Raw genomic sequence first — 24,374 nt, forward strand, 5'->3', positions numbered from 1 at the left:
GATCTGGAGGCGAAATGATCGATGTGCTAGTCATCGGAGGGGGCAATGCCGCCCTCTGTGCCGCGCTGATGGCGCGAGAGGCCGGAGCCAGCGTGCTGCTGCTCGAGGCCGCACCCCGCGCCTGGCGTGGTGGCAACTCACAACACACGCGCAACTTGAGGTGCATGCATGATGCACCGCAGGATGTGCTGGTCGAGGCGTACCCGGAAGAAGAATTCTGGCAGGACCTGCTGAAGGTAACCGGTGGCCAGACCGACGAAAAGCTTGCGCGGCTGGTGATTCGCGCGTCCTCCAGTTGTCGCGGGTGGATGCGCCGCCATGGCGTGCATTTTCAGCCCTCGTTGTCGGGTGCGCTGCACACAGCAAGGACCAACGCCTTCTTCATGGGCGGCGGCAAGGCACTGGTCAATGCCTACTTTCGCAGCGCCGAAAACCTTGGCGTACAGATACGCTACGACACGCCAGTAGCCGACATCGAACTGCAGGGCGGACGCTTCGTCGCGGCCCATGTGCCGGCGCGTGAGGTTCAGGGGCGACACCTGCCTGCCGAGCGCATCGAGGCGCGTACCTGTGTGCTTGCCGCCGGCGGCTTCGAGTCCAACCGTGAGTGGTTGCGCGAGGCGTGGGGGCAGAACGAGCGAGGGGAGTGGCCTTCGGACAATTTCCTGATCCGTGGCACGCGCTTCAATGACGGGGTGCTGTTGCGCCGCATGATCGAACAGGGCGCCGACACGATTGGCGACCCGACCCAGGCGCACATGGTGGCGATCGATGCTCGTGCGCCGTTGTACGACGGCGGCATCTGCACGCGCATCGATTGTGTGTCGCTGGGCGTGGTGGTCAACCGCGACGGCCAGCGCTTCTACGATGAAGGCGAGGATTTCTGGCCCAAGCGCTATGCCATCTGGGGGCGCCTGGTGGCGCATCAGTCTGGGCAGGTGGGGTTCTCTATCATCGACCAGAAAGCCCTCGGGCGCTTCATGCCACCGGTTTTTCCAGGCGCCACTGCCGATAGCCTGGAGGCGTTGGCCGGCCTGCTCGGTTTGCCTGTGCAGGCCTTCCTCGAAACCGTGCATGCCTACAACCGAGCCTGCCAGGTGGGCACTTTCGACCATACCCGGCTGGACGACTGCCACACCGCAGGCCTGGAACCGGCGAAAAGCCACTGGGCGCGCCCGATCGATACGCCGCCTTATTACGGCTACCCGCTGCGCCCTGGCGTGACTTTCACCTACCTGGGGCTGCGCACCGATGAAACCGCCGCCGTCCATTTCGACGGGCGTCCCAGCCCGAACCTGTTCGTTGCCGGCGAAATGATGGCGGGCAATGTACTGGGCAAGGGCTACACCGCAGGCGTCGGCATGTCCATTGGCACCGCCTTCGGCCGTATCGCCGGGACCAGCGCTGCTGCGGCGGCGGGTTACGAACATCCAGAAAAAGAGAACAGCCATGACTGCGCAACTGCCTGAGCCACGCCAGCCTGACACCGCCGGGCCGGCCCTCGAACTGATCCCGGTGTTGAACGTCGAGGAGCAGGAAGTGGACCGGCAAATGCGGATCTGCAATGCCTGCCGTTACTGCGAGGGCTTTTGCGCCGTTTTCCCGGCGATGACCCGCAGGCTGGAGTTCGGCAAGGCCGATATCCATTACCTGGCTAACCTGTGCCACAACTGCGGCGCCTGCCTGCATGCCTGCCAGTACGCGCAGCCCCACGAATTCGCGGTGAACGTGCCCCAGGCGATGGCCAAGGTGCGCGGGCAGACATACGCCGAGTACGCCTGGCCGGCCCTCTTCGGGCGGCTGTACAGGCACAACGGTACCTATGTCGCCAGTGCATTGGCCTTAGCCTTGTCGCTGTTCCTGCTGCTGACCTTGTTCGTCAACGGCACGCTGCTGCCCGGGCGGTTGGCTGGGAATTTCTATGCGGTCTTCCCGCACAACACCCTGGCACTGATGTTCGGTAGCGTCTTTGCAGCTGCAGCGCTGGCCCTGGCGGTGGCGGTACGTCGCTTCTGGCGCTCGGTCTCGCCTGCCGAGGCGCTGGCGCAACCGGCCAAAGGGGCAGTGCTTGAGGCATCAAGCGCGGTGTTGACCCTGAAATACCTCGACGGTGGGCACGGCCAAGGTTGCAACAATGCCGATGATCGCTACACGCTTTGGCGCCGTCGCTTCCATCACTTCACCTTCTACGGCTTCATGCTGTGCTTTGCCGCCACGGTGGTCGCCACCGGTTATCACTACCTGCTGGGCCAGCAGGCGCCGTACCCGCTGCTGAGTGCACCGGTGTTGCTCGGAACCCTGGGCGGAATTGGCTTGATTGTCGGGCCGGCCGGGTTGCTGGCGCTGAACCTGCGCAGGGCGCCGGAGCAGGGCGATGTGGCCCAGCGCCCCATGGACCGGGCCTTCATTCTGCTTCTGCTGTTGGTCAGCGCCACAGGCCTTGCCTTGCTGGGCCTGCGTGATACCGCCGCGATGGCGATCGTGCTGGCGCTTCACCTGGGGACGGTGATGGCGCTGTTCATCACGCTGCCCTATGGCAAGTTTGCCCATGGCCTGTTCCGCAGCGCGGCACTGCTCAAGTTTGCAATCGAGAAGCGCCGGCCCAACAAGCTGGGCCTGGGCGGGGAGTGAACCATGAACTCAGCCCGTATTTCCCCTGCGCCGTGCCGAGCCGGAAGCAAGGCATTTCGTTCAACGGTTGGGCCACTTGTCCAGCAGGATCGACACGAACTTCTCCGCTGCCGGCGACAGCGACGCCCCTCTGCGGTAGACCAACCCCAGGGTGCGGGTTACCTGGGGCTCGATCAGCGGCACGCTGACCAGCGTCGGGTGGTCGGCGCTGGGCATGGCCAGGCTGGGCATGGCCGACACGCCCAGCCCGGCCTCGACCATGCCCAGCGAAGTGGACAGGTGCTGAACCTCATAGAACCACTTGGGCCGCAGGTTGAGCCCGGACAGGGCATGGTCCAGCAGCATCCGGTTACCGCTAAGCCGGCCTACGCCGATCAGGCGGTAGTCGGCCAGTTCTGTCCAGGTGACGGCCTCACGGTTCGCCAGCTTGTGGTCCCTGCGGCAGGCCAGCACGAAGTGCTCCTGTACCAGGGAGACGAACTCGATGTCCGGGTGCTGGCCGCTCATCATGTTGATGCCGAAATCGGCCTCACCCCGCAGCACGGCTTCGAGCCCGTCGTTGGCACTGAGGTCCAGCAGACGAATGCGAATCTTGGGGTATTGCTCGTTGTAGTCGCGGATCACCGATGGCAGGAAATAGAACGCTGCGGTCGGAATACAGGCGAGGGTTACCTGGCCGGTCTGTCGTTCTGCGAGTTCGCGAATGCTCAGGATCGAGTCTTCGAAGTCATCCAGCAGGCGCCTGGCCTTGGGCAGGAAGTCACGCCCGACGCTGGTCAGGCTGACGCGACGAGTAGTGCGTTCCAGCAACGAAGTGCCCAAGCCTTCCTCGAGCTTCTTGATCCGTCGGCTCAAGGCGGGCTGGGACAGGTGCAGCGCTTCTGCGGCTTCGTGGAAACTGCCGAGTTCGGCGATTTTCACGAAAGATCGTATGTCTTGCAGCTCATATTCCATCTCGGATCGCTCTTGGCATTGGGTTCGGTATTGATGCTCAAATCGGAACAATAACTACGATATTTGCATTGGATTGATTTATCCATCCCTGTCAATCTTTTGTCCACAGCATCAATGATGTCCATTGATCAACAAGAGTGCGAAATCATGCAACGAATTCCTTGCGTACTCATGCGCGGTGGCACCTCCAAGGGCCCCTTTTTCCATGCATGGGACCTTCCTGCCAATGTGGTCGAACGCGACGAATTGCTGATCAACCTGATGGGTTCCGGGCATGAACTGGAAATCGACGGCATCGGTGGCGGTAGCCCGCAGACCAGCAAGGTAGCGATTGTCAGCCCCTCGCTGCATGCCGACGCCGACGTCGACTACCTGTTCGTGCAGGTCATGGTCGCCCAGCGCCGGGTCGATACCGCGCCCAACTGCGGCAACATGCTGTGCGCCGTTGGCCCGTTCGCCATCGAGCAAGGGCTTGTCAAAGGCCAGGACGGCAAGACACTGGTGCGTATTCGCAACCTGAACACCGGCACTTTCGTCAATTCGCTGGTGGAAACCCCCGGCGGCATCGTGCGCTATGAAGGCCGCACGGCGATCGATGGCGTACCGGGCACTGCCGCCCCGGTACACCTGACCTTCCTCGATGCGGTCGGCAGCAAGACCGGCAAACTGTTCCCGACTGGCAAGGCCAAGGATGTGATCGACGGCGTTGCGGTCACCTGCATCGACATGGCCATGCCGATGATGGTGGTGGAGGCCAGCCAGCTGGGCGTCACCGGCTCGGAATCCCCGGCCGAACTCGACGCCAACGGCGAACTGCTCGAGCGCCTCGAGGCGTTGCGCCTGAAGGCCGGCAAGGCCATGGGCCTGGGTGATGTCAGCGGCATGGTCATCCCCAAGCCTGTTCTGGTGTCCAAGCCCCGTTATGACGGCACGTTGCAGGTTCGCTACTTCATGCCGCACAACTGCCACCGCGCCTTGGCCATCACCGGAGCGATAGGGCTGGCGACTGCCTGCGTCAGCCCAGATACGGTGATCGGCGATCTGCTGGGCGAGGGCGCCGTGCAGTTGACCGAAGTGCGTCTGGAACATCCAAGTGGCGGTATCGATGTCGCGCTGTCGCGCAGTGGCGCAGATGGCAAGACGATTCAGGCCTCTGTGGTGCGAACTGCCCGGCGGTTGTTCTCAGGCTTCGTTTACGCGCCTACATTCCGCAGGTTGGCGGGGTAGGCCCAGGCGGTAGTCCAGACCTGTACATTCGCAACAAGCGCATCCGCACAATTTCAACAATGGGTGATGCCTCATGAGACTCGCCAAATCGCTGTACTTCCAGATCCTCTGCGCCGTCCTGCTGGGCGTGGTGGTCGGTCACTTCTGGGCGCAACAGGCCGTTGCGCTCAAGCCCCTGGGTGATGCGTTCATCAAGCTGATCAAGATGATGATCGCGCCGGTGGTCTTCTGCACCATCGTCACCGGTATCGCCGGGATGACCGACAAGCGCTCCCTCGGGCGTTTGATGAGCAAGACCTTGCTGCTGTTCCTGGTATTGACTGTCATCAGCCTGATGATCGGCCTGGCAGCGGTATACCTGTTCCGCCCTGGTGTCGGCATGAACATCGACCCTGCCACTCTCAGCACTGCGGGGCTCGGCCAGTACGCCGCATCTGCGGCGAAGCTCAGCGTGGTCGACTTCTTCATGCATATCATTCCCGACACGTTCATCGGGGCGTTCAACAAGGGTGAAGTGTTGCCAGTGCTGTTCATCGCGGTGCTCAGCGGCTTCGCCTTGTCTTCGATGGGCGAGAAGGGCAAGCCGGTACTCGATGTGCTGGAGTCTGCCTCGACCATGGTGTTTCGCATCTTTGGCTACCTGATGCGTTTCGCACCGGTCGGCGCCTTCGGTGCCCTGGCCTTCACCGTCGGGCAGTATGGCGTGACGTCCCTGGGTGCACTGGCCAAGCTGGTAGGTACGCTCTACATCGCCTGTGCGTTTTTCGTGCTGGTGGTGCTTGGCGGCATCTGCCGTGCCCATGGCTTCAGCTTGTGGAAGCTGCTGCGCTATTTCCGCGAGGAGTTTCTGGTGGTGCTCGGCACCTCGTCCACCGAGCCTGTACTGCCGCGCATGCTGGAAAAGCTGGAGAAACTGGGCTGCAAGAAAGGTGTGGTCGGGCTGGTACTGCCAACCGGTTACTCCTTCAACCTCGACGGTACTGCCATCTACCTGTCGTTGGCGGCGGTCTTCATCGCTCAAGCTTGCAACATCGACCTGAGCCTTGGCCAGACGGTGACGATGCTGGCGATCATGCTGTTGTCGTCAAAAGGCGCGGCGGGTGTGACCGGTAGTGGTTTCGTTGCGCTGGCTTCGACCTTGACCGTCATTCACGACATCCCGTTGGCAGGGCTTGCCTTGCTGATCGGCATCGATCGCTTCATGTCCGAGGCGCGTGCCCTGACCAGCCTGGCCAGCAATGCCGTGGCCACGGTGGTCATCTCGCTGTCGGAGAATGCCTGTGAGCGGGAAACCTTGCTGCGCCGCCTGAACGGCATTCCGGCTGCACCGGACGAGGCGGATATTGCGCAGGCCGACTGGTCTGCCGAGCCTCGGCATCACGGCTGAAAAGCCTCTTCACCTTCCATAGTTGACTTAGAATCCCACTCAGCATCCCAGCGATGCCGAGTGGGGTAGGGGGCCGTCTGCCTTGCCGATGGCCGCAATAGAATAAAAACAAGAGAAAAGACCATGCTCGCACTCCTGGGCCTGATCATGGTGGTGACCTTCACCTACCTGATCATGAGCAAACGCCTGTCGCCAATCGTTGCGCTCACCGTGGTACCCATTGTCTTTGCAGTGATCGGCGGCTTCGCCCCCGAGCTGGGCAAGATGATGCTCGATGGCTTGAAAATGGTGGCGCCCTCGGCGGCCCTGTTGTTGTTCGCCATCCTGTTCTTCGGCCTGATGATCGATGCCGGCCTGTTCGACCCGCTGATCCGCAAGATCCTCAAGCGCGTCAATGGCGACCCGGTCAAGATCGCCATCGGTACCGCGCTGCTGTCGCTGCTGGTGGCGCTCGACGGTGATGGCACCACCACCTACATGATCACCTGCGCGGCCATGCTGCCGCTGTACAAGCGCATCGGCATGAACCCGATGATCCTGGCAACGGTATCCATGCTGTCGCTGAGCATCATGAGTGGCATGAGCCCTTGGGGTGGGCCGGCCACCCGGGCCATTGCCGCGCTCGGGCTGGATGCGACCGAGTACTTCATCCCGATGCTGCCGACCGTGATCGGCGGTGCGGCCTGGGTGGTGTTCACCGCGTTCCTGCTGGGCCGCGCCGAGCGCCGACGCATCGGCAACATCGCCCTGGAGTCGGGTGGCGGCAACTGCTACATCAAGGAAATCCTCGGCGAGAGCCCACATAAGCGCCCACGCCTGGCGTATGTGAACCTGGTGCTGGTGATTGCCGTCATGGCAGCGCTGGTGATGGGCGTGATGCATTCCGCACTGTTGTTCATGATCGGTTTCGTCGCGGCGCTGATGATCAACTACCCGCAGCTGGATCTGCAGAAAGAGCGCATCCTCGCCCATTCTGGCAATGCCATGACAGTGGTACTGCTGGTATTCGCCGCAGGCATCTTCGCGGGGATCTTCTCGGGTACCAAGATGGTCGATGCGCTGGCTCAGACCCTGGTCGACTGGATTCCCGAGGCGTGGAGCCACTGGTTCCCGCTGGTGGTGGCGCTGACCAGCATGCCGCTGACCTTCGTACTGTCCAACGACGCTTACTACTTTGGCGTGGTGCCGATCCTTGCCAACGCTGCGGCCGCCTACGGCATCGACCCGGTTGAAATCGCCCGCGCCTCGGTGCTGGGGCAGCCAGTGCACCTGATGAGCCCGCTGGTGGCCTCGACCTTGCTGCTGGTGGGCATGGTCGATCGCGACATCGGCGACTTCCAGAAGGCCACCGTGAAATGGGCGGTGCTGACATCACTGGTCATCACCGCACTGGCCTTGGTCACGGGTGCCTTGTCCTTCTTCGTCTGATCTGCTTCGGGCGCCGCTGGCGCCCACCTCATCCAAGAACAACAACAGAGTATCGAAAATGTCCCGAATTGTTTTCCGCCGGGCCACCTGTGGCCTGCTTTGCGGCTGGCTGCCTGTGGCCGGCGCTGCCGGATTCATCGACGACGGCAAGCTCAAGCTGCAGCTGCGCAACGTTTACTTCAACGAAAACTTCCGCGACGAACAAGGCATGAGCGCCCGCGCTGCTGCAACTGCAAAGAGCGAGCGGGTGGAATGGGCGCAGGGTTTTCTGCTCGACTACCAATCAGGGTTCACCCAAGGCCCGCTGGGCCTGGGGCTCGATGCCTTGGGGCTTGTAGGCGTACGGCTGGATTCGGGCCGCGGCCGCAGCGGTACCGGCTTGCTGCCGGTGCATGACGATGGCCGTGCCGCGGACGAGTTCGCCAGTGCCGGGGTAACCGCCAAAGCGCGACTGGGGCAGACCATCGTCAAGCATGGCACCTTGCTGCCCAAGACACCGGTGTTGGTGTACAACGATGCACGATTGTTGCCTCAGACCTACCAGGGTACGCAGCTGACCAGTACCGATGTCGATGGCCTGACCCTGACCGCCGGCCACCTGGACCGCTTCAAGCAGCGGGACTCCTCGGACAGCACCGGTCTGTTCCTGGATGGTTATGGTGGCGGCGAGTCTGGCGATTTCAACTTTGCCGGGGCCGACTATGCCGTCAGCAAGCAGCTGCGCTTGAGCTATTTCCACGGCCAGCTCGAACACTTCTATCGCCAGGACTATGCCGGCCTGGTACACGATCTGCCGTTGGGTGGAGGGGTGTTCACCACCGACTTGCGCTATTTCAAGAGCCGCGACAGCGGGGCCGCTCATGGTGGTCAGATAGACAATGACATGTTCAGTGGGCAGTTGTCCTATACCCACTCCGGGCACACTGTCGGTGCCGGTTACCAGGTGCTCGACGGCGAGGCAGGGCTGCCGTACATCAGCGGCGCGACGGTTTACTCGTTCAGTAACGTTGGCATAGGCAAGTTCATCGAGGAGGAAGAGAAAACCTGGATGGCGAGCTACGCCTACAACTTTGCAGCGGCCGGTGTGCCCGGGCTGACCTTCATGGCGCGTTACCTGAGCGGGGACAACGGTCGTTCCGGTGATGCCGGGCTCAGCGAGTGGGAGCGTGATGTGGAGCTTGCCTACGTGGTGCAGTCCGGGCCAGTCAAAGGGCTGGGCGTGAAACTTCGCAACTATGTATACCGCTCTGACTTTGCCCGAGGTCGTGACAGCAACCGGATTTATCTCACCTACGATATTGCGATCTGGTAATGCGGCCGTGCGAGCATGCATGCCTCGAGGTGCTTGCTCGCACGCGTTTCATGCTTTGGACGGCTGTGGCGCTTTCTTGCCCAGTCGGATCAGCTCATTGGAGAAGCACAGGCCGAAGAGAATCAGCCCGGCCCCCAGGTACAACGTGTCCCGCGGTACTTCATTGAGCACCACGAACGCCAGCAGTGCGGCAAACAGCGGCTCGGTCAGCTCCAGCGCCTGGACTTGCGAGGGTTTCAGGTACTCGATGGCCTTGGTGGTACAGAAGAAGCCGAGGATAGTCGGCAACGCAGCCAGCGCCAGCAATGCCAGGACCGCTCCCGGCGACAGTTCACCAATGATGAACCCATCGGTTGCAGCCGGCATCAGCAGGTAGAGGCTGCCGAAAAACAATAGTTGCCGAGTGAAATGCAGCCCCCCGGAAACGCCCATGCGCTTCATGGCAACTGAAAATGCACCGTAGCCGCAGCCCCCAGTCGCAGCGAGCATTGCGCCTTGCAGCGTGAAGCCTTGTTCCAGGTCGGCTCCAAAAATCACGGCAATACCAGCTATGGTCAAACCGGCGCCTACTGTCGCATTGGCGGTGATTGGATCCTTGAGGACTATCCGTCCCAGTAATATCGAAGAAATGGAGGCGCTTGCCATCAGGATCACCACGACGCCTGCCGCGGCGTAATGGCTATAGGCCGAAGTCTCAAAGTGGAACAGCACAAAAATGCCGAGAAAGGCGCAAACGGCGGCATGGAACCATTTGGCCGTATGCAGTGGCCGCTTGAGGAACAGTAGTAGTGCTGACAGCAACAGGCAGCCGAGGACTGTTTTTATCAGGGCGATGCTGCTGGAGCTGAATCCACTGTTCATCAATACCTTGCTGAGTACACCGATCGTTGCATTCAGTGCAGCGGCGCAGAGTGCAAAGAGCAAGCCTTTGCTGAAATGAGATTGCATTTATACATTCCTTGTTATTTGGCTTTATGTCTTCGCCCGGTCGACATGGAGGCGATTGCGGCCGGCCTGCTTGGCGATATAGAGCGCCCGGTCGGCGCGCTCAATCAGTGATGGCGCGCTGTCCAGGGCCGTACCTTCGGAGCAGGCGATGCCGATACTGGCGGTTATGTGTCCGAATGGGCTGCCGTTGTGAGGGATGGCTTGCAAGGCCAGGCGCTCGAGCATCAGCCTGGCGACGACGGCCGCTCCATCGTTGTCGGTATCGGGCAGGATTACCGCCATTTCCTCACCCCCGTAGCGTGCCAGCAGGTCGCGAGGGCGGCGAATGCAGGAGGAGAGCAGGGAGGCAATCTGCTGCAGGCAGGCATCGCCCGCCGGATGCCCGTAGGTGTCGTTGTAGGGTTTGAAATGATCGATGTCGATCATCAGCAAAGCAAGCGTGGTGCCATTGCGATGGGCCGTGCGGATTTCCTGAGTCAGCGCTTCGTCAAAGCAGCGCCGGTTGGCAAGCCCCGTGAGCGCATCGTGCATCGCCAGGCTCTCGAGCTGCTGGTTGCTGTCGAGTAGCCGTTGCTGGGTCAGTCGAAGCTCGCTTTCGACCGCATTTCGCCGGCTCATGGCGCGAATCAACAGCCAGCCAATGGCCCCGGTCAGTGCCAGCAGCACAGCGACCACCAGCGTTGACAGCAGCGCTTCGAGCCGCCAGGCCGAGAGTGCCTCCTGCTTGCCCAGCGCGACCGTTGTCACCAAAGGTAGCTTGTCGCTCTTGCGAAACGCATAGAGGCGCTCCACGCCGTCCAGGCTGGAGGTGAACGATGCAGTGCCTGCTGACTGGTCGACGAGATACTTGGTAAATATGGGCGACTTCGAAAAGTTGCGACCCATGTCCTGTTCCCGAAACGGGTAGCGCACCAGCATGGAACCGTCGGTATAGGCCAGCCCGATGGCACCCTCATGGCCGACATCGAGTTTGCCGAATAGCTGCAGGAAGTTCTCCACGCCAAGCGTCATGGCGACAACGCCGGCGAATTCGCCGTGGTCATCGTTGAACCGCCGGCTGATGGTGATCACCCATTCCTGGTTGACGCGGCTACGGATTGGCAGGCCGATGAAAGGGTCGCGGGACGGGTCGTCACGATGGTGTATGAAAAAGGCGCGGTCGCTGCTGTTGGCACCGACGGGGGTCGGCTGGTTGGACGACATCAGCCAGCGTCCGTCCCTGGCGTAGATCATGATACCGCTCATTGGCGGCATCAATGGTTGCTGGCGCTTGACCAGTTGATCCAGCCGCTCGATCTGCGCAGGTCCCGAGCCCTCGGTTTCCAGGCGCTCGACCAGCCCGAGCAGCAGCATTGAGCTCTGACGGACAATACCTTCCGAATAGGTGGACAATGCCTGGGTCAGGTTAAGGCCATGGACATTGACGTCTTCCAGGGCACGCTCGCGAGAAGCCATGACCTTCCACAGCGTTAGCGAGGCGAGAGAACAACCGATGACCGATAGCAGTAGTACAACGAGGTGGATGTCACGCTTCACGTCAATTCACACGCCTTTTTCCCTAAAGACCAAGTTGAACGTCGACACGCTTTAGCTAACCAGACGGTCAGAAAGTAACCAATCGGTTCATGTGCAACAATATAACACCGAAGTTGCTGGAATGTTCGACAGAATCACGCGTTCTGTCAGAACCCGTTTGTTATCTGCCGGCAGGATATGCAGAAGTATGAACATGACGATTGGGCAAGTAGCCCTCAACGTAGCGCACCGTCTTTTCCAAAGTTCGCGTCATGTCGGGATGGGCCAACTGATACTTTCGTTCCAGTTGCTGGCTGTCGTTCATGTCGAACCGCTGCGTCTGGATGAAGTTCAGTGACTCCGCGCTGATCGATAATCGGTTGGCCAGTCCTGGAATCGCCAACAGCCACTTCAGCAACCCTATGGGTACATGGCGGCGGGGGGGCTCTATATCCAGCGTTTGTGCCATTTGCTCAAGCATACCCTGCAGGTTCGGCGTGTGCTCATACAGCGCCAGGACCTGCCGGTTGACCATTGATGGGTCGAACGCCACGCAGGTCACCATCTTTACCAGGTAATCAACGCTGACCAGCGGCAACCAGTGGCTGGCGGAACCGGGGACAGCCTTGAACCGGCCCAGTGCCAGGTTTCTGATGAGGTCCACCAGAGGTTGACCTTCAGGGATATGCCCACTCTCGCTGTGACCACATACGGTAGCAGGATGAACGATCGAGTAATCTGCGCCTACCTCCTGCATGTAACGGATGACTGCGAAATGGGACTCCAGCTTGCTGCCTTCGTAGCCCCCGACACGGCCGTATACTGCAGGCCAATTGGTGTTTTCAGGGTGCGCGGTATCAACCCCGATACTTGCAAGATGAGTAAGGTTCTGCAGCATATAACCGCCAGCCATTAGCAAGCGGATACGCTGGCTCGCCGCAAGCCTGGCGACCCTCAGCGCCCCTTGTACGTTGACTGCGCGGGCCTGTTCCATTGTAAGGCCCCAGGTAAACTGCGCCGCGAGGTGAAAGACCACCGCGGCCGAAGTTACGCATTGCCTGTCTGCTTCGCTGAGTCCAAGCCCATCCCTGCTGATGTCTCCTTCAACTGCGTTTAAATACGCGGGATTACCTCCCAGCTGGCCTACCTGCTCTTTGAGGCGTTCGATGTTTGCAGGGTTGCGCATGAGCACCCAGGTCTTGTGCCCTGTCGCGGTAAGATGGGCCAGCAGATGTTGACCCACAAACCCACTGCCGCCAGTGACGAAGCATTCCACGCTCATATCTGAATCCTTGTCTGGATGATCGGCGCAGGCTAAGGTGTAGAGCCTACTCTACAGTCAAGGAATTTTTATCGTGAATGTCGGAGAGTTGGAGCGCCGGAGTGGGGTGGGCCGCCATACACTGCGTTATTACGAGCAACTCGGGCTTATCGTGGCCCATCGCCAAGCCAACAATTACCGCAGCTACAGCGACCAGACCGTTGTTGACCTGGCCTTTATTCAAAGTGCCCAGAGCGGCGGTTTTTCGCTCGCCGAGATTGGCGACATCCTTGCGGCCAAGCGCGGTAACACGATCGATTGCGCCCAAGGCGCGATGTTGGTAGCCGGCAAGATGGCTGAAATTCAAGCGAAGATCAACACGCTGCAAGCCGCCTATGTCTTTCTGGATGCGGAGCGTGCAAAGCTGGAAGCCAGTGCCATTGCCAACGGTCTGACCATTCCTCGCCCTCTCTCGGTTTAGCATGGCTCGATGCTGTAGCTTGTTTATTCGCAATTATTTCTCATTTACACTTGTGTCTTGTTTTCGAGGCCTACCTCTTATCCAGGATGCATCGTGTCGTTCGATCCCGCCAAACCGTCGCTGCTGTCTACATTGGTCCGTCACTATGACGAGCTGGTGGACCACATTCGCCGACGCTTCGGCGACAGAAGCATGGCGCGCGATGTAGTGCATGACGTGTGTGTGCAGTTGCTTGAGCGCGGTGAGAAAGAAGACGTCAGAACCCCACTGGCCCTGCTACGAAAAATCTCCCACGACACCGCCGTGAGCCGCTATCGTAGCGATCGGCGCCGAGGCGCCTGGGTAGAGGCAATTTCCGAGCTGCCAGAGGTGGCCTGCCCGGCAGCCACCCCGGTGACCAGGTATGACAGCGCGCGCGAGTTTCAACTGCTCGTCAACGCTATCGCTGATCTCCCACCACGCTGCCAGGCTGTTTTCGTCATGCACAAGATTCACGAAATCCCCCAGGCAGAAGTCGCTGCGCGCCTCGGTATTTCCCTCAAGACTGTGGAAAAGCATCTGCGCCTGGGGTTGGCGGCGTGCAGGCAACGGCTTGGGCGCGATGAGGTGCATCCATGACCAAGCAGCCCGAACAGGTGCCATTGGACGAGGCACTGGGGCGACATCGTGAAGAGCTCAAGCAGCTGTTCCCCATGCCGCCGTCCAGGTCAGCGCCCTCCAAAGCGGTGAAGTCGGCCGGTATCACACTAGCGGTTGCGATCGCCTTTGCGGCCCTGGCGTGGCTGAACCCAGCCTACAAGAGCGAGCGTTTCTCTACCGCCATTGGTGAGCGGCGCGCTGTGCTGCTGAGCGATGGAAGCAAGCTGCTGCTCGACAGTGGCACGCATGTCGATATCAGTTGGCGTCTGCTCAGCCGCGAAGTCGACCTGCGCGCAGGGCAGGTGCTTTTCGATGTGTCCTCGGCCGTGTACCGCCCCTTCGTAGTGTCCGCTGGCATCGCGAAAGTCGAGGTGCTCGGTACGCTGTTCAATGTCCGCCGGCTGGATAACGACGCGGTGCGTGTGACCCTGGCCCGTGGGCGCGTGGACGTCACCGCTGCTGCAGCACAGGCGCCTGTCACCCTGACGCCAGGGCAACAGGTCGACTCGATTGGCGGGCAACTGATGCCGGTTGCAAAGGCTGACGCCTCCAAGGCGATGGCATGGAAAGATGATCGCATCGTGTTCGAGCAGACGCCGCTGGATGAAGCGGTGTCGTTGTTGCGCCACTATCGCAAGGCCCCCATCGAGCTGAGCGACCCAAGCCTGGCCGCACTCAAGGTGACGGGGGTGTTCGAAGCGCGCAATGTCGACCTGCTACTGGATCTGCTCCCCAGCATTCTGCCTGTCGCCGTGCTGCAGGTAGGGGACGGCAGTGTCCGGATTCAACGCAAACCGACAAGAAAATAATTCTCAGGCGCAGGTAGGGTTTCTCGATCCCCATGGCGGCTACTGAAAAAGCCCAACCACAAAAAGGAACTCGAGAAGTGCATTTTCCCCTCCGCAGTCGCCAGCTACGCCTGTCATTGCTTGCCAGTAGCCTGCTCATCGCAATGTCGGCCCAGGGCCGGGAAAAGGTGAACGTGGATCTCCCCGCCGCACCGCTGGGCGATGCCATCAACGCACTCGCACAGCAATCTTCGGTACAGATCATCTTCGCCAGCGATCTTGGTGCAGGCCGAAACGCGCCTGCGGTGAAGGGGCGGTTCACACCCGAGGAAGCACTTCAAACACTGCTAAAGGACAGTGGCTTGCAGGTACAGGCCAAGGATGAGCGCACGTTCGTCATTGTCGCGCAGGGTACCCCTGCATCAAGTGCTGGAATCCAGAGCGGACCCGTGGAAATGGCCCAGATGGAAATCACCGCCTCGCGCACCAGCAGCAGCCTGGTTTCCGCGACGCGGCAATCCACCATTCTCGAGCATGAACAACTGCAGGAGCTGCGCCAGGGGTCAGAGAGCCTGGCTACGGTACTGGCCAAGGCGGTTCCCGGCATGTCCGACTCCAGCCGCACCGTCACCGAGTATGGCCAGACCCTGCGCGGGCGCAGCATGCTGGTCATGGTCGACGGGGTGCCGCTCAATACCAACCGCGACTCCTCGCGCAACCTGGCCAACATCGACCCGGCACTGATCGAACGGGTCGAAGTCATTCGTGGCAGCAGCGCCATCTACGGCAGCGGCGCCACGGGGGGCATCATCTCCATTACCACACGGCCCGCGGGTGGTGAAAACCGCGCCGAAACCAGCCTGAGCGCGACGTCGCCGCTGACCCGCCTTGGCAGCGATGGCCTGGGGGGGCAGTTCCAGCAATATTTCGCGGGCTCTCAGGGTGCGGTGGACTACTCGTTCGACTTCGGTACCCGCCATATCGGTGCCTCGTATGATGCGCACGGTGACCGGATCGCCCCGGAGCCAAGCCAAGGCGACCTGTTCGATTCGAACATCTACAACATTGGCGGCAAGCTGGGGCTGCACATTGACGAGAACCAGCGAGTGCAGCTTGCAGTCAGCCACTACGATGCCCGCCAGGACACCGATTACGCTACCGACCCAAGCGTCGCGAAACTCCCTGCTGGCTCTGTGCCGGCCAATACGATCAAGGGCCTGGATCTTGACGAGCAGAACCGCATTCGCAACACGCTGGTGAACCTGGAGTATGAAAATCTCGACATCCTCGGGAGCCGGCTTTCTGCCCAGATGTACTACCGGGACTACTTCACACGCTTCACCCCGTTCGATGCCCGTGCCGTTGCTACCCGCGGCGGCAATGTTGACCAGATCATGCAAAACAGCGAAGTCTTCGGAAGCCGCCTGACCCTGCGCACGCCGATTGGCGACAGCGGCAGTACCGAACTGGTGTGGGGTGGTGACTATAACCAGGAGCGCAGCGACATGCCGCTCGATGTCTTCGACCCGGCGGCTTATGACGCCAGTGGCGGCCTGGTTTTCGACAAGACTGGCAAGCTCACGTACATGCCCCCGCTGAGGACGCGAAGCGCCGGTGCCTTCGCCCAGCTGCAGCATCGCTTCGATGAGCATTGGTCGGTCGACGGCGGCCTGCGCTACGAATACTCCACCGCCGAATTCGATGACTTCGTTCCGTTGTCCGAATCCACGGCTGCCTCCCCGGTGGCGGTGAAGGGTGGCGACATTGATTACGATGCGGTGCTGTCGAACCTGGGCATCGTCTACTCGCCGGTACTTGGCCAGGAAATCTACGCCTCCTTCAGCCAGGGCTTCCAGTTGCCCGACGTGGGCATCCAGCTGCGCAATGCGCGCCGTGGCTTCGACATCGGCGCATCGAACCTGGAGCCGGTCAAGACCAACAACTATGAGCTTGGCTGGCGAGGAGACCTGGGCAGCAACACACTCGGCACCCTGGCGCTGTTCTACACCACCTCCAAACTGGGGGATGTACAAAGTTTCAACAACGGCCTGATTCTGACCCGCACCAAGGAGCGCATCTACGGTGCTGAAGCCAGTGCCGATTGGCTGTCGGACGATGCTGTGTGGGGCGCAGGGGGGAGTGCGACCTGGATGCGCGGACGAGAAAAACCGGACGGTAAAGACTGGCAAGACATGACAGGCTATCGCGTTCCGCCGCTGAAGCTGACCGCCTACGTGCAATACAAGCCGACCCTGGATTGGAGCAACCGCTTGCAAGCCACGTTCTTCGATGCCAAGGACTACAGGCTCGATGGGGTGGACAGCTTTGGTCGACATCAGGTTAGCAGTTATACGACAGTCGACCTGGTCAGCCAGTACCAGATCTCCGCAGACGACAAGGTGAGCGTCGGCATCCAGAACCTGTTCAACCGCGACTACTACCCGCTCTACAGCCAGTTGCTGCGCAATAACAACAACACCAGCCACCTGCCGGCACCCGGCACGGTATTGACTGCCAGTTACACGCACAATTGGTAAGGTAGTGAAAAACCACCGGGCTCGATGTCGGCCCCGGTGGTCATTGTCATGTTTCACACCAATAGCTGGCCTGTAGGGTAGGGAGTCTACGATGGAACGGTCTTGCACCACTTATTATCTGGAAATGGTCTCGGCATCCGAGCTGAAGGAAAAACCACAGCCTCACGAACTCCAGATCATTGAATGTGAAGTGCCTCAGGCGGAATTCAATCAGTTTCTGTACAAGCTGGTAGGCACACCTTGGGAGTGGGGCGATCTTGACACCTGGGGGATTTCTGACTGGCAGGCACTCGTCGAACAGGATTGCCACCGTACCTGGGTTGCCTATTACCGTGGTGCGATAGCCGGCTATTACGAGCTCTATCGCCCCGATGGCAGTAACGCAGAGATACGCTACTTCGGGCTGGCACCTCAATTCCTGGGTTGTGGTTTCGGCGGAGCGCTCCTGAGTCACGCTGTTCGAGCAGCGTGGGAGTGGAGCGGTACAGAGCGGGTGTGGGTACATACCTGCACCTTCGACCATCCTGCCGCGCTTCGAAATTATCAGGCGCGAGGTTTCCGTATTTTCAAGCAGGAGGAGGTGGTGGAGGCAAGCCAATAAGCCCTTTGTTCTGAAGCCGCATTCGTTTTTGACAGATTTCGGATGTGGCTGACTATTTTCATTTTTCGATATAAAATTCCATTTTTTCATTATTTATAGCAATAAATTTTCGCCAGTTCCCGAATTGATGCTGAATAACGCAATCGAGGTAAGCCAGGTTCTGTGTAAATTGGATCCAATGCTTGGGCTTGTCCATCACGGGCAAGTACAAGGTGTTACACAGGCCCAGGAGAAAGCCGCCATGATGCTCAAGGATCCATCAATCAAATATCGCCACTTCGCCACAGTCGACCTGCCAGACCGCCAGTGGCCCAATCAGGTCCAGAAGGTCGCTCCCACCTGGTGCAGCGTCGACATGCGAGACGGTAATCAGGCACTGATCGAGCCGATGAACGCCGAACGCAAGCGTCGATTCTTCGACCTTTTGGTGAAGGTCGGTTTCAAGCAGATCGAGGTTGGCTTCCCGGCAGCATCGCAAACCGATTTCGACTATGTGCGTGAATTGATCGAGAGCGGTCGGATCCCCGAAGATGTGACTATCCAGGTCATGACACAGGCCCGTACACACTTGATCGAGCGTACCTTCGAAGCGCTCAAGGGGGCGCCACGGGCCATCGTTCATGTGTACAACGCAACGGCTCCCGTATTTCGTGATGTGGTGTTCGGCGTGGATCGCGCAGGTTGCATCGGCATCGCCACGCAGGCTACCCGGGAGATCAAGGCGCTGATGCAGGCCAATCCGCAGACGCAGTGGACTTACCAGTATTCACCAGAAACCTTCTGCTTCACCGAGCTCGATTTTGGCCTGGAAATTTGCGAAGCGGTGATCGACGTATTCGAACCGTCTCCCACCAACAAGATGATCCTGAACCTGCCTACCACCGTGGAAGTTTCGACCGCCAACGTGTTCGCCGACCAGATCGAATGGTTCTGCCGCCACGTACGCAAGCGCGATAGCGTGATCATCAGTATCCACCCGCACAATGACCGTGGCACAGGTGTGTCTACCGCCGAGCAGGCCTGCCTGGCAGGCGCCGAGCGGGTCGAGGGCACCTTGTTCGGCAATGGTGAGCGCACCGGTAATGTCGATATCCTGACCTTGGCCATGAACCTCTACACCAGTGGCATCAGCCCGGAGCTGGATTTCTCTGACATCATCCATGTCCAGCGTGAGGTCGAGTTCTGCAACCAGTTGCCGACCCATCCACGTCATCCCTATGCGGGAGAGCTGGTGTTCACGGCATTTTCCGGCTCTCACCAGGACGCAATCAAGAAGGGCTTCGCCCAACGGCGGAAAAACCCCGACGGTTTCTGGGAGGTGCCGTACCTGCCGATCGACCCGGCCGACATGGGGCGCAGCTACGAGGCAGTCATCCGGGTCAACAGCCAGTCGGGCAAGGGTGGTGTGGCCTATCTCCTGGAGCAGCAGGGTATCGTCCTGCCGCGCCGGTTACAGATGGAGTTCAGCGGCCTGGTGCTGTCGGCGCTGATTGAAAACTGACCCACCCTGCCGATTGAAAAATGACCCAGGGCTGCTTGCCGATTTAGACCCCGGCAATTGTGGATAAGCCTAGCAGTCGACAGCGTCGTGAAAGTGCTGACCCTGCACTCAGCAAGGCCAGCCCAAAGAGGTCAAAACGGGTCGTCCTCCGATTCCTCGACATCCTGCCGTCTGCGCTCCCTCGCCTGGATCTTGGTCTTGGCCACCAAGGTGCTGTTTTGCAGGCGGTATGATTCATTCCCCGTCTCGACGATGTGGCAGTGGTGTGTCAATCGGTCGAGCAAGGCCGTGGTCATCTTGGCGTCGCCAAATACGCTCGACCACTCGGCGAAGCTGAGGTTGGTGGTGATGATCACGCTGGTGTGCTCGTAAAGCTTCGAAAGCAGGTGGAACAGCAGGGCTCCGCCGCTCTGACTGAAAGGTAGGTAGCCAAGCTCATCAAGGATTACCAGATCTGCACGCAGTAGTCCTCGGGCGATACGCCCTGTCTTGCCCTCATGTTTTTCACGCTCCAGCAGGTTGACCAGATCGACTGTGGAGTGAAAACGCACACGCTTGTTATGTTGGGTGATGCCGGCCACTGCCAAGGCAGTAGCGAGGTGCGTTTTACCGGTGCCAGGGCCACCGATGAACACCACATTTTGCGCTGTGTCGGTGAAGGCCAGAGTGGACAGTTCCCTGATCAATCGGACATCGGCGCTGGATACACCGAAGTCGAAGCCAGCCAGGTCACGGTGCATGGGCAGTTTCGCCATGCTCATCTGATGATGCACCGAGCGTACTGCTCGGTCGGCGTGCTCTTGATCAAGGAGATGCTCGATCAGCCATTTCGATGACGCAGTGGAAGATTCGCCTTGTGCGGCCAGCTCTGCCCAGGCATCGGCCATGCCGTGCAGGCGTAAGTCTTTGAGTTCCTCTGTGAGATCACGCATTGCGCACCTCCTCATCCGTGCTGCGCAACCGGTCATAGCGTGCGGTATTGGCAACAGGGGTAACGTTCAGTTGCAGGTTGGTTTCGACCGAGGGTGGTGCTTCACGAGCGGTCAGACGGGCCACGATGTTGAGGATGTGGTCAGCGCTCAGGCTGCCAGACTCCAAAACCAGCTCAACCGCTACGAGAACAGCATCCAGGCCAGCGATGGGCACGGCGGCCAAGACCTGGGTCATAACCCGGTCACCCTGTAGATTCCGCAGCAGCCCGCGCCTGAGCAGGCGTAGTGGCTTAGGCAGATCGGCAAACGGGGCACCATTGCGTAGGGCCCCCGGTTTGCGTTCAATGAGGGGGATGTAGTGTTGCCAGTCGTAGCTGACCTGATCGCGATCAAACAGGCGCTCATGGCTAGCAATCACACCCTCATCGGCAATCACGACGATTCGCGAGGGATAGAGCCGACTGCTGACCCACTGGCCAACACGCTCACAGGGTACTGAATAGCGGTTGCGAGCCACGTTGATCAGACAGGTGCTGGAAACGCGAACCGTGCGTTCTACATATCCGTCGAAAGGCGTCGGCATCGGCATCATTTCGACGCGCTCCAATTCCAAGACTTCTGCGACGGTAAGGCCGTTGTACTGCGGATGAATCAGCTCATGCCAGAGAGCCCGGCAGCGCTGGGCAAGCCAGGCATTCAACTCTTCGAAGCTATGGAAAGTATTGTCGCGGGCGGACAGCCAGATGCGGCGCCGACTGTCTTGGACATTCTTTTCGACGATACCTTTTTCCCAGCCGGACGCTACGTTGCAGAAGTCCGGGTCGAACAGGTAGTGCGAGCACATCACCATGAAGCGAGCATTGACCGTGCGGCCTTTACCCTTGGAGACCTTGTCGACCGCAGTTTTCATGTTGTCGTAGATGCCGCGACGCGGCACGCCACCTAAGGCGGCGAATGAGCGGGTATGGGCATCGAACAGCATTTCATGCCCTTGGCTGGGATAGGCCACTAGCCAGAAAGCTCGGCTGGCACATAGCTTCATGTGCGCGACCTGGACGCGCCTGAAAACACCGCCAACCAGCAGGCCTTCCTCGCTCCAATCGAACTGGAAGGCCTCGCCCAAGGCGAATGCCAACGGCACAAATGCCCGTACCGCCTTGCCTTGCTCTCCGCGCCAATGACGAACGAAGGCAGTGAGCTGGCTGTAGCCGCCGTCATAGCCTTCAGCGCGGATCATGGCCAGCAGCGCCTTGGCACTGCGACGATGTTGCTTGGCCCTTAAGGCATCAGCCCGCAGCGCTTGCTCCAACATCTCGTGAAAGGGACTGAGCTTGTTGAACACGGCTCGACGCTGATAAACCGGCTGTTTGGACTCCGGCGCTCTGACCCATTTTCGGATGGTGTTGCGCGACAGTCCGGTGCGCTTGGCTATCTCATGCAACGACAGCTTGTCGCGGAAATACATCCGCCGAATTTTGCCCATCATTTCCATGCTGATCACCCTGTGTTCTCCTGCTCAAAAATTGAGCAGGTGCAGTGGAACACCTGGGTCAGTTTTCAGTCAGCACAACGGGCGAAACTGGGTCAGTTTTCGGTCAGCGGCAACAGCGTTCTGTTTATTTGGTTTGGAAACGAAGATTGAATGCTGTTGGGCTGGAGGGTGGGTCTAAGCAGGCTAAGTTGCAAGTCGTTGCGGTAGCCTTAATGATCCAATATCCCATTGTTTATTCTGCAAAAACATAATGTACGGGACGCATCATGGAAGATTCCAGCGTCTCTTGGCTCAAGGCTGCTATCGAGCGCGAAGGCGTCCAGGCCGCGTGGTGACCTCTGATTTTCGCCAGGATGGTGCTGACTAGGAAGGCGACACTGTGTGTCGAGCGCGTTGCCCATCGTGCAATGATTGATAGCATGCGCATAACTTTAAGTGGGCATGGTATTACCTCTTTTCATGGGGCTGGTCGTCGCTGCCTATTCGTTATACAAATTGACCGGTCTGTCCGATGCGTTAACCCCCGCCGGGGTTAAAGTAGGGGCATTGAGCCTCATCTCGCTTTCTTCCAAATCGCACATAAATATAATAACGAGGGTCGTATGAGTCACGCCGATGAGATTCTTTCGGTAAAAAACATCTTCAAGGTTTTCGGGCCCAACCCCGACATGGCCATGGAGATGCTCCGCAAGGGGGCCGACAAGAACGAAATCTTCAGCAAGACCGGCCATGTGGTTGGCGTGTTCGATGCCAGCTTTTCCGTCAAGCGTGGCGAGATCTTCGTCATCATGGGCCTGTCCGGTTCGGGCAAATCGACCATGGTGCGGCTGTTCAACCGCCTGATCGAACCCACCTCCGGCAGCATCCACCTCAACGGCAAGGAAATCACCGGGCTTTCCGACAAAGCCCTGCTCGATGTGCGCCGCAAGGAGATGGGCATGGTGTTCCAGTCCTTCGCCCTGATGCCGCACATGAGCGTGCTGGAAAACACCGCCTTCGGCCTGGAAATTGCCGGCGTGGCGGAAGCCGAACGCCACAGCCGTGCCCGTGAAGCCCTGAGCCAGGTAGGCCTGGCCGGCCACGAGCACAGCTACCCGCACCAGCTGTCTGGCGGCATGCAGCAGCGCGTGGGCCTGGCCCGGGCACTGGCCAACGACCCGACGATCCTGCTGATGGACGAGGCGTTTTCCGCCCTCGACCCGCTGATTCGCCATGAGATGCAGGGTGAGCTGATGCGCCTGCAGGCCGAGCAGCAGCGCACCATCATCTTCATTTCCCACGACATCGAAGAAGCCATCCGCATCGGTCACCGCATCGCCATCATGGAGGGCGGGCGCGTGGTGCAGATCGGCACCCCGCAGGAGCTGATCAACCAGCCGGCCAACGATTACGTGCGTACCTTCTTCAAGAGCTACGACAGCTCGCGGGTGCTCAAGGCCGGCGATGTGGCCAGGTTCGACCCGGCGGTGGTGTGCAAGGTCAACGGCAAGGCCCCGAGCTTCCAGGCCGGTGTGCCATTCGGCTACCTGGTCGACGACCGCGGGCAGTTGCTCGGTGTGGTCGACACCGATGCCAACGGTGCCAGCGTCAGCGAACGCTACAGCCTGCACGAGCAGCAGCCGGTGTACATCGACACGCCGCTGCACGAGGTGCTGGGTATCGCGGCCGACCTGCCGTACCCGGTGCCGGTACTCGACCGCGAGGGCGCCTTAAAAGGCACGCTGTCGAAGAACGAACTGCTGCAGACCCTGAGCCGCCACTAAGTACAAGAAGAGGTAAGCCCTCATGTCCGAATTCAGCCTTCTCGACCCGTTCCAGGCGGCCACCATCCCGCTGGGCGACTGGGTCACCGCCACCCTCAACTTCCTCGTGCACAACTTCCGCGAGGTGTTTCGCGCCATTCGCTGGCCGATCGACCAGGTGCTCAACGGCATCGAGTTCACCCTGCAAAGCATTCCGCCCACCATCGGCATCCTCCTGTCATCGCTGCTGGGCTGGCAGTTGGCGGGCAAGCGCATGGCGCTGCTGTGCTTCATTACCCTGACCTTGCTTGGCCTGATCGGGGTCTGGGCCGAGTCGATGACCACCCTGGCACTGGTGCTGACCTCGGTGTTCTTCTGCGCGGTGATCGGCATCCCGCTGGGCATTGTCTGCGCCCGCAGCAACCGCCTGGAAAGCATCATCCGGCCCTTGCTCGATGCCATGCAGACCCTGCCGGCGTTCGTCTACCTGGTACCGGTGGTAATGCTGTTCGGTATCGGTAACGTTCCGGGCGTACTGGTGACCATCGTGTTCGCGCTGCCGCCGCTGGTGCGCCTGACCAACCTGGGCATCCGCCAGGTACCGGAAGACAAGATCGAAGCCGCCCGCGCCTTCGGCTGCACCCCGCGTCAGATGTTGACCCGTGTGCAGCTGCCGCTGGCCACCTCGACCATCATGGCCGGCCTCAACCAGACCCTGATGCTGTCCCTGTCGATGGTGGTGATCGCCTCGATGATTTCGGTAGGCGGTCTGGGCCAGATGGTGCTGCGCGGCATCGGCCGCCTGGACATGGGCCTGGCGACCGTCGGCGGCGTCGGCCTGGTGCTGCTGGCGATCTTCCTCGACCGCCTGACCCAAGCCATGGGTGCGCGCACCAGCGCCGACCCGAGCCTGCGCTGGTACCACACCGGGCCGACAGGCATTGTCCTTCGTTTGTTTAAAGCAGACCCATCACGAGGGCGGCGTGAGGCCGCCTGAG

The 24,374-nt window shown here is 60.1% G+C and carries 19 protein-coding genes and 1 pseudogene; 14 read left to right on the forward strand and 6 right to left on the reverse strand.

All coding sequences use genetic code 11. From position 1 onward, the window contains the following. The first annotated feature begins 14 nt into the window (after positions 1-14). Positions 15-1,469, forward strand: coding sequence for an FAD-dependent tricarballylate dehydrogenase TcuA (tcuA, locus tag NY023_RS11900; RefSeq protein ID WP_044046969.1), 1,455 nt, complete (start codon positions 15-17; stop codon positions 1,467-1,469). After that, a complete protein-coding gene (tcuB, locus tag NY023_RS11905; RefSeq protein WP_013972230.1) occupies positions 1,450-2,631 on the forward strand; it encodes a tricarballylate utilization 4Fe-4S protein TcuB in 1,182 nt (393 codons plus the stop codon). Before tcuA ends, tcuB begins: the two co-directional genes overlap by 20 nt. Positions 2,632-2,691: 60 nt before the next feature. Here tcuB and NY023_RS11910 read toward each other — a convergent pair whose 3' ends face one another. Beyond that, complete coding sequence (locus NY023_RS11910) at positions 2,692-3,585, reverse strand: LysR family transcriptional regulator (RefSeq protein WP_013972231.1); 894 nt, start codon at positions 3,583-3,585, stop codon at positions 2,692-2,694. Between the two features lie 147 nt (positions 3,586-3,732). On the opposite strand from NY023_RS11910, the gene NY023_RS11915 reads away from it, so the two are divergent. The 4 genes from NY023_RS11915 (at position 3,733) to NY023_RS11930 (ending at position 8,939) form a co-directional block, all read left to right on the forward strand. Next, positions 3,733-4,812: a 4-oxalomesaconate tautomerase gene (locus NY023_RS11915; RefSeq protein WP_080563767.1), complete on the forward strand. Its 1,080-nt coding sequence runs from the start codon at positions 3,733-3,735 to the stop codon at positions 4,810-4,812. A 73-nt stretch (positions 4,813-4,885) separates the two neighbouring features. Then, a complete protein-coding gene (dctA, locus tag NY023_RS11920) occupies positions 4,886-6,199 on the forward strand; it encodes a C4-dicarboxylate transporter DctA (protein WP_003256769.1) in 1,314 nt (437 codons plus the stop codon). A 123-nt stretch (positions 6,200-6,322) separates the two neighbouring features. Beyond that, complete coding sequence (locus NY023_RS11925; RefSeq protein WP_013972233.1) at positions 6,323-7,627, forward strand: CitMHS family transporter; 1,305 nt, start codon at positions 6,323-6,325, stop codon at positions 7,625-7,627. 58 nt (positions 7,628-7,685) lie between these two features. Next, entirely contained in the window at positions 7,686-8,939 is a 1,254-nt protein-coding gene (locus NY023_RS11930) for an OprD family porin (RefSeq protein ID WP_044046971.1), read from the forward strand. Positions 8,940-8,987: 48 nt separating this feature from the next. On the opposite strand, the gene NY023_RS11935 is transcribed toward NY023_RS11930, so the two are convergent. The 3 genes from NY023_RS11935 to NY023_RS11945 form a co-directional block, all read right to left on the reverse strand. Further along, positions 8,988-9,887, reverse strand: coding sequence for a DMT family transporter (locus NY023_RS11935; protein ID WP_013972235.1), 900 nt, complete (start codon positions 9,885-9,887; stop codon positions 8,988-8,990). 24 nt (positions 9,888-9,911) lie between these two features. Then, positions 9,912-11,423, reverse strand: a complete 1,512-nt coding sequence (locus tag NY023_RS11940; RefSeq protein ID WP_013972236.1) for a sensor domain-containing diguanylate cyclase — start codon at positions 11,421-11,423, stop codon at positions 9,912-9,914. Between the two features lie 160 nt (positions 11,424-11,583). Continuing rightward, positions 11,584-12,684, reverse strand: coding sequence for an SDR family oxidoreductase (locus tag NY023_RS11945; protein ID WP_013972237.1), 1,101 nt, complete (start codon positions 12,682-12,684; stop codon positions 11,584-11,586). Between the two features lie 73 nt (positions 12,685-12,757). On the opposite strand from NY023_RS11945, the gene NY023_RS11950 reads away from it, so the two are divergent. From NY023_RS11950 to NY023_RS11975, 6 genes and pseudogenes are all read left to right on the forward strand, one after another. Further along, positions 12,758-13,144, forward strand: coding sequence for a MerR family transcriptional regulator (locus NY023_RS11950; RefSeq protein WP_023660557.1), 387 nt, complete (start codon positions 12,758-12,760; stop codon positions 13,142-13,144). 93 nt (positions 13,145-13,237) lie between these two features. Further along, positions 13,238-13,762, forward strand: a complete 525-nt coding sequence (locus NY023_RS11955; protein WP_013972239.1) for an RNA polymerase sigma factor — start codon at positions 13,238-13,240, stop codon at positions 13,760-13,762. Continuing rightward, positions 13,759-14,592: a FecR family protein gene (locus NY023_RS11960; RefSeq protein WP_013972240.1), complete on the forward strand. Its 834-nt coding sequence runs from the start codon at positions 13,759-13,761 to the stop codon at positions 14,590-14,592. Before NY023_RS11955 ends, NY023_RS11960 begins: the two co-directional genes overlap by 4 nt. A gap of 77 nt (positions 14,593-14,669) precedes the next feature. Then, a complete protein-coding gene (locus tag NY023_RS11965) occupies positions 14,670-17,108 on the forward strand; it encodes a TonB-dependent siderophore receptor (RefSeq protein WP_044046973.1) in 2,439 nt (812 codons plus the stop codon). A gap of 91 nt (positions 17,109-17,199) precedes the next feature. Beyond that, positions 17,200-17,709 carry a GNAT family N-acetyltransferase gene (locus tag NY023_RS11970; protein WP_013972242.1) on the forward strand — a complete coding sequence of 170 codons (510 nt, stop codon included), beginning with the start codon at positions 17,200-17,202 and terminating at the stop codon, positions 17,707-17,709. Positions 17,710-17,950: 241 nt separating this feature from the next. Then, positions 17,951-19,186 (forward strand): annotated as a pseudogene (locus NY023_RS11975) (2-isopropylmalate synthase); the annotation flags it as partial. A 155-nt stretch (positions 19,187-19,341) separates the two neighbouring features. Here NY023_RS11975 and istB read toward each other — a convergent pair. Both istB and istA read right to left on the reverse strand, forming a co-directional pair. Further along, on the reverse strand, positions 19,342-20,142 hold the full coding sequence (gene istB / locus NY023_RS11980; RefSeq protein WP_013970780.1) for an IS21-like element helper ATPase IstB: 801 nt from the start codon (positions 20,140-20,142) through the stop codon (positions 19,342-19,344). Beyond that, the gene (gene istA / locus NY023_RS11985) at positions 20,135-21,634 is read right to left on the reverse strand and encodes an IS21 family transposase (protein ID WP_169725187.1); all 1,500 of its coding nucleotides are present in this window, start codon (positions 21,632-21,634) and stop codon (positions 20,135-20,137) included. Before istA ends, istB begins: the two co-directional genes overlap by 8 nt. Positions 21,635-22,236: 602 nt before the next feature. On the opposite strand from istA, the gene NY023_RS11990 reads away from it, so the two are divergent. Beyond that, the gene (locus tag NY023_RS11990) at positions 22,237-23,397 is read left to right on the forward strand and encodes a glycine betaine/L-proline ABC transporter ATP-binding protein (protein ID WP_013972245.1); all 1,161 of its coding nucleotides are present in this window, start codon (positions 22,237-22,239) and stop codon (positions 23,395-23,397) included. A 22-nt stretch (positions 23,398-23,419) separates the two neighbouring features. Beyond that, complete coding sequence (proW, locus tag NY023_RS11995; RefSeq protein WP_316927902.1) at positions 23,420-24,373, forward strand: glycine betaine/L-proline ABC transporter permease ProW; 954 nt, start codon at positions 23,420-23,422, stop codon at positions 24,371-24,373. Position 24,374: the final 1 nt, after the last annotated feature.

Source organism: Pseudomonas sp. NBB (genome assembly GCF_032701105.1).
GTDB lineage: Bacteria > Pseudomonadota > Gammaproteobacteria > Pseudomonadales > Pseudomonadaceae > Aquipseudomonas > Aquipseudomonas asiatica.

What these genes read in the sequence shown, in the direction of transcription:
- NY023_RS11915 (WP_080563767.1), top strand. Translation starts at nt 3,733, where the DNA reads ATGCAACGAATTCCTTGCGTACTCATGCGCGGTGGCACCTCCAAGGGC.
- NY023_RS11910 (WP_013972231.1), bottom strand. Translation starts at nt 3,585, where the DNA reads ATGGAATATGAGCTGCAAGACATACGATCTTTCGTGAAAATCGCCGAA.
- proW (WP_316927902.1), top strand. Translation starts at nt 23,420, where the DNA reads ATGTCCGAATTCAGCCTTCTCGACCCGTTCCAGGCGGCCACCATCCCG.
- NY023_RS11925 (WP_013972233.1), top strand. Translation starts at nt 6,323, where the DNA reads ATGCTCGCACTCCTGGGCCTGATCATGGTGGTGACCTTCACCTACCTG.
- dctA (WP_003256769.1), top strand. Translation starts at nt 4,886, where the DNA reads ATGAGACTCGCCAAATCGCTGTACTTCCAGATCCTCTGCGCCGTCCTG.
- NY023_RS11960 (WP_013972240.1), top strand. Translation starts at nt 13,759, where the DNA reads ATGACCAAGCAGCCCGAACAGGTGCCATTGGACGAGGCACTGGGGCGA.
- NY023_RS11935 (WP_013972235.1), bottom strand. Translation starts at nt 9,887, where the DNA reads ATGCAATCTCATTTCAGCAAAGGCTTGCTCTTTGCACTCTGCGCCGCT.
- istB (WP_013970780.1), bottom strand. Translation starts at nt 20,142, where the DNA reads ATGCGTGATCTCACAGAGGAACTCAAAGACTTACGCCTGCACGGCATG.
- NY023_RS11945 (WP_013972237.1), bottom strand. Translation starts at nt 12,684, where the DNA reads ATGAGCGTGGAATGCTTCGTCACTGGCGGCAGTGGGTTTGTGGGTCAA.
- istA (WP_169725187.1), bottom strand. Translation starts at nt 21,634, where the DNA reads ATGGAAATGATGGGCAAAATTCGGCGGATGTATTTCCGCGACAAGCTG.
- tcuB (WP_013972230.1), top strand. Translation starts at nt 1,450, where the DNA reads ATGACTGCGCAACTGCCTGAGCCACGCCAGCCTGACACCGCCGGGCCG.
- NY023_RS11990 (WP_013972245.1), top strand. Translation starts at nt 22,237, where the DNA reads ATGAGTCACGCCGATGAGATTCTTTCGGTAAAAAACATCTTCAAGGTT.
- NY023_RS11970 (WP_013972242.1), top strand. Translation starts at nt 17,200, where the DNA reads ATGGAACGGTCTTGCACCACTTATTATCTGGAAATGGTCTCGGCATCC.
- NY023_RS11930 (WP_044046971.1), top strand. Translation starts at nt 7,686, where the DNA reads ATGTCCCGAATTGTTTTCCGCCGGGCCACCTGTGGCCTGCTTTGCGGC.
- tcuA (WP_044046969.1), top strand. Translation starts at nt 15, where the DNA reads ATGATCGATGTGCTAGTCATCGGAGGGGGCAATGCCGCCCTCTGTGCC.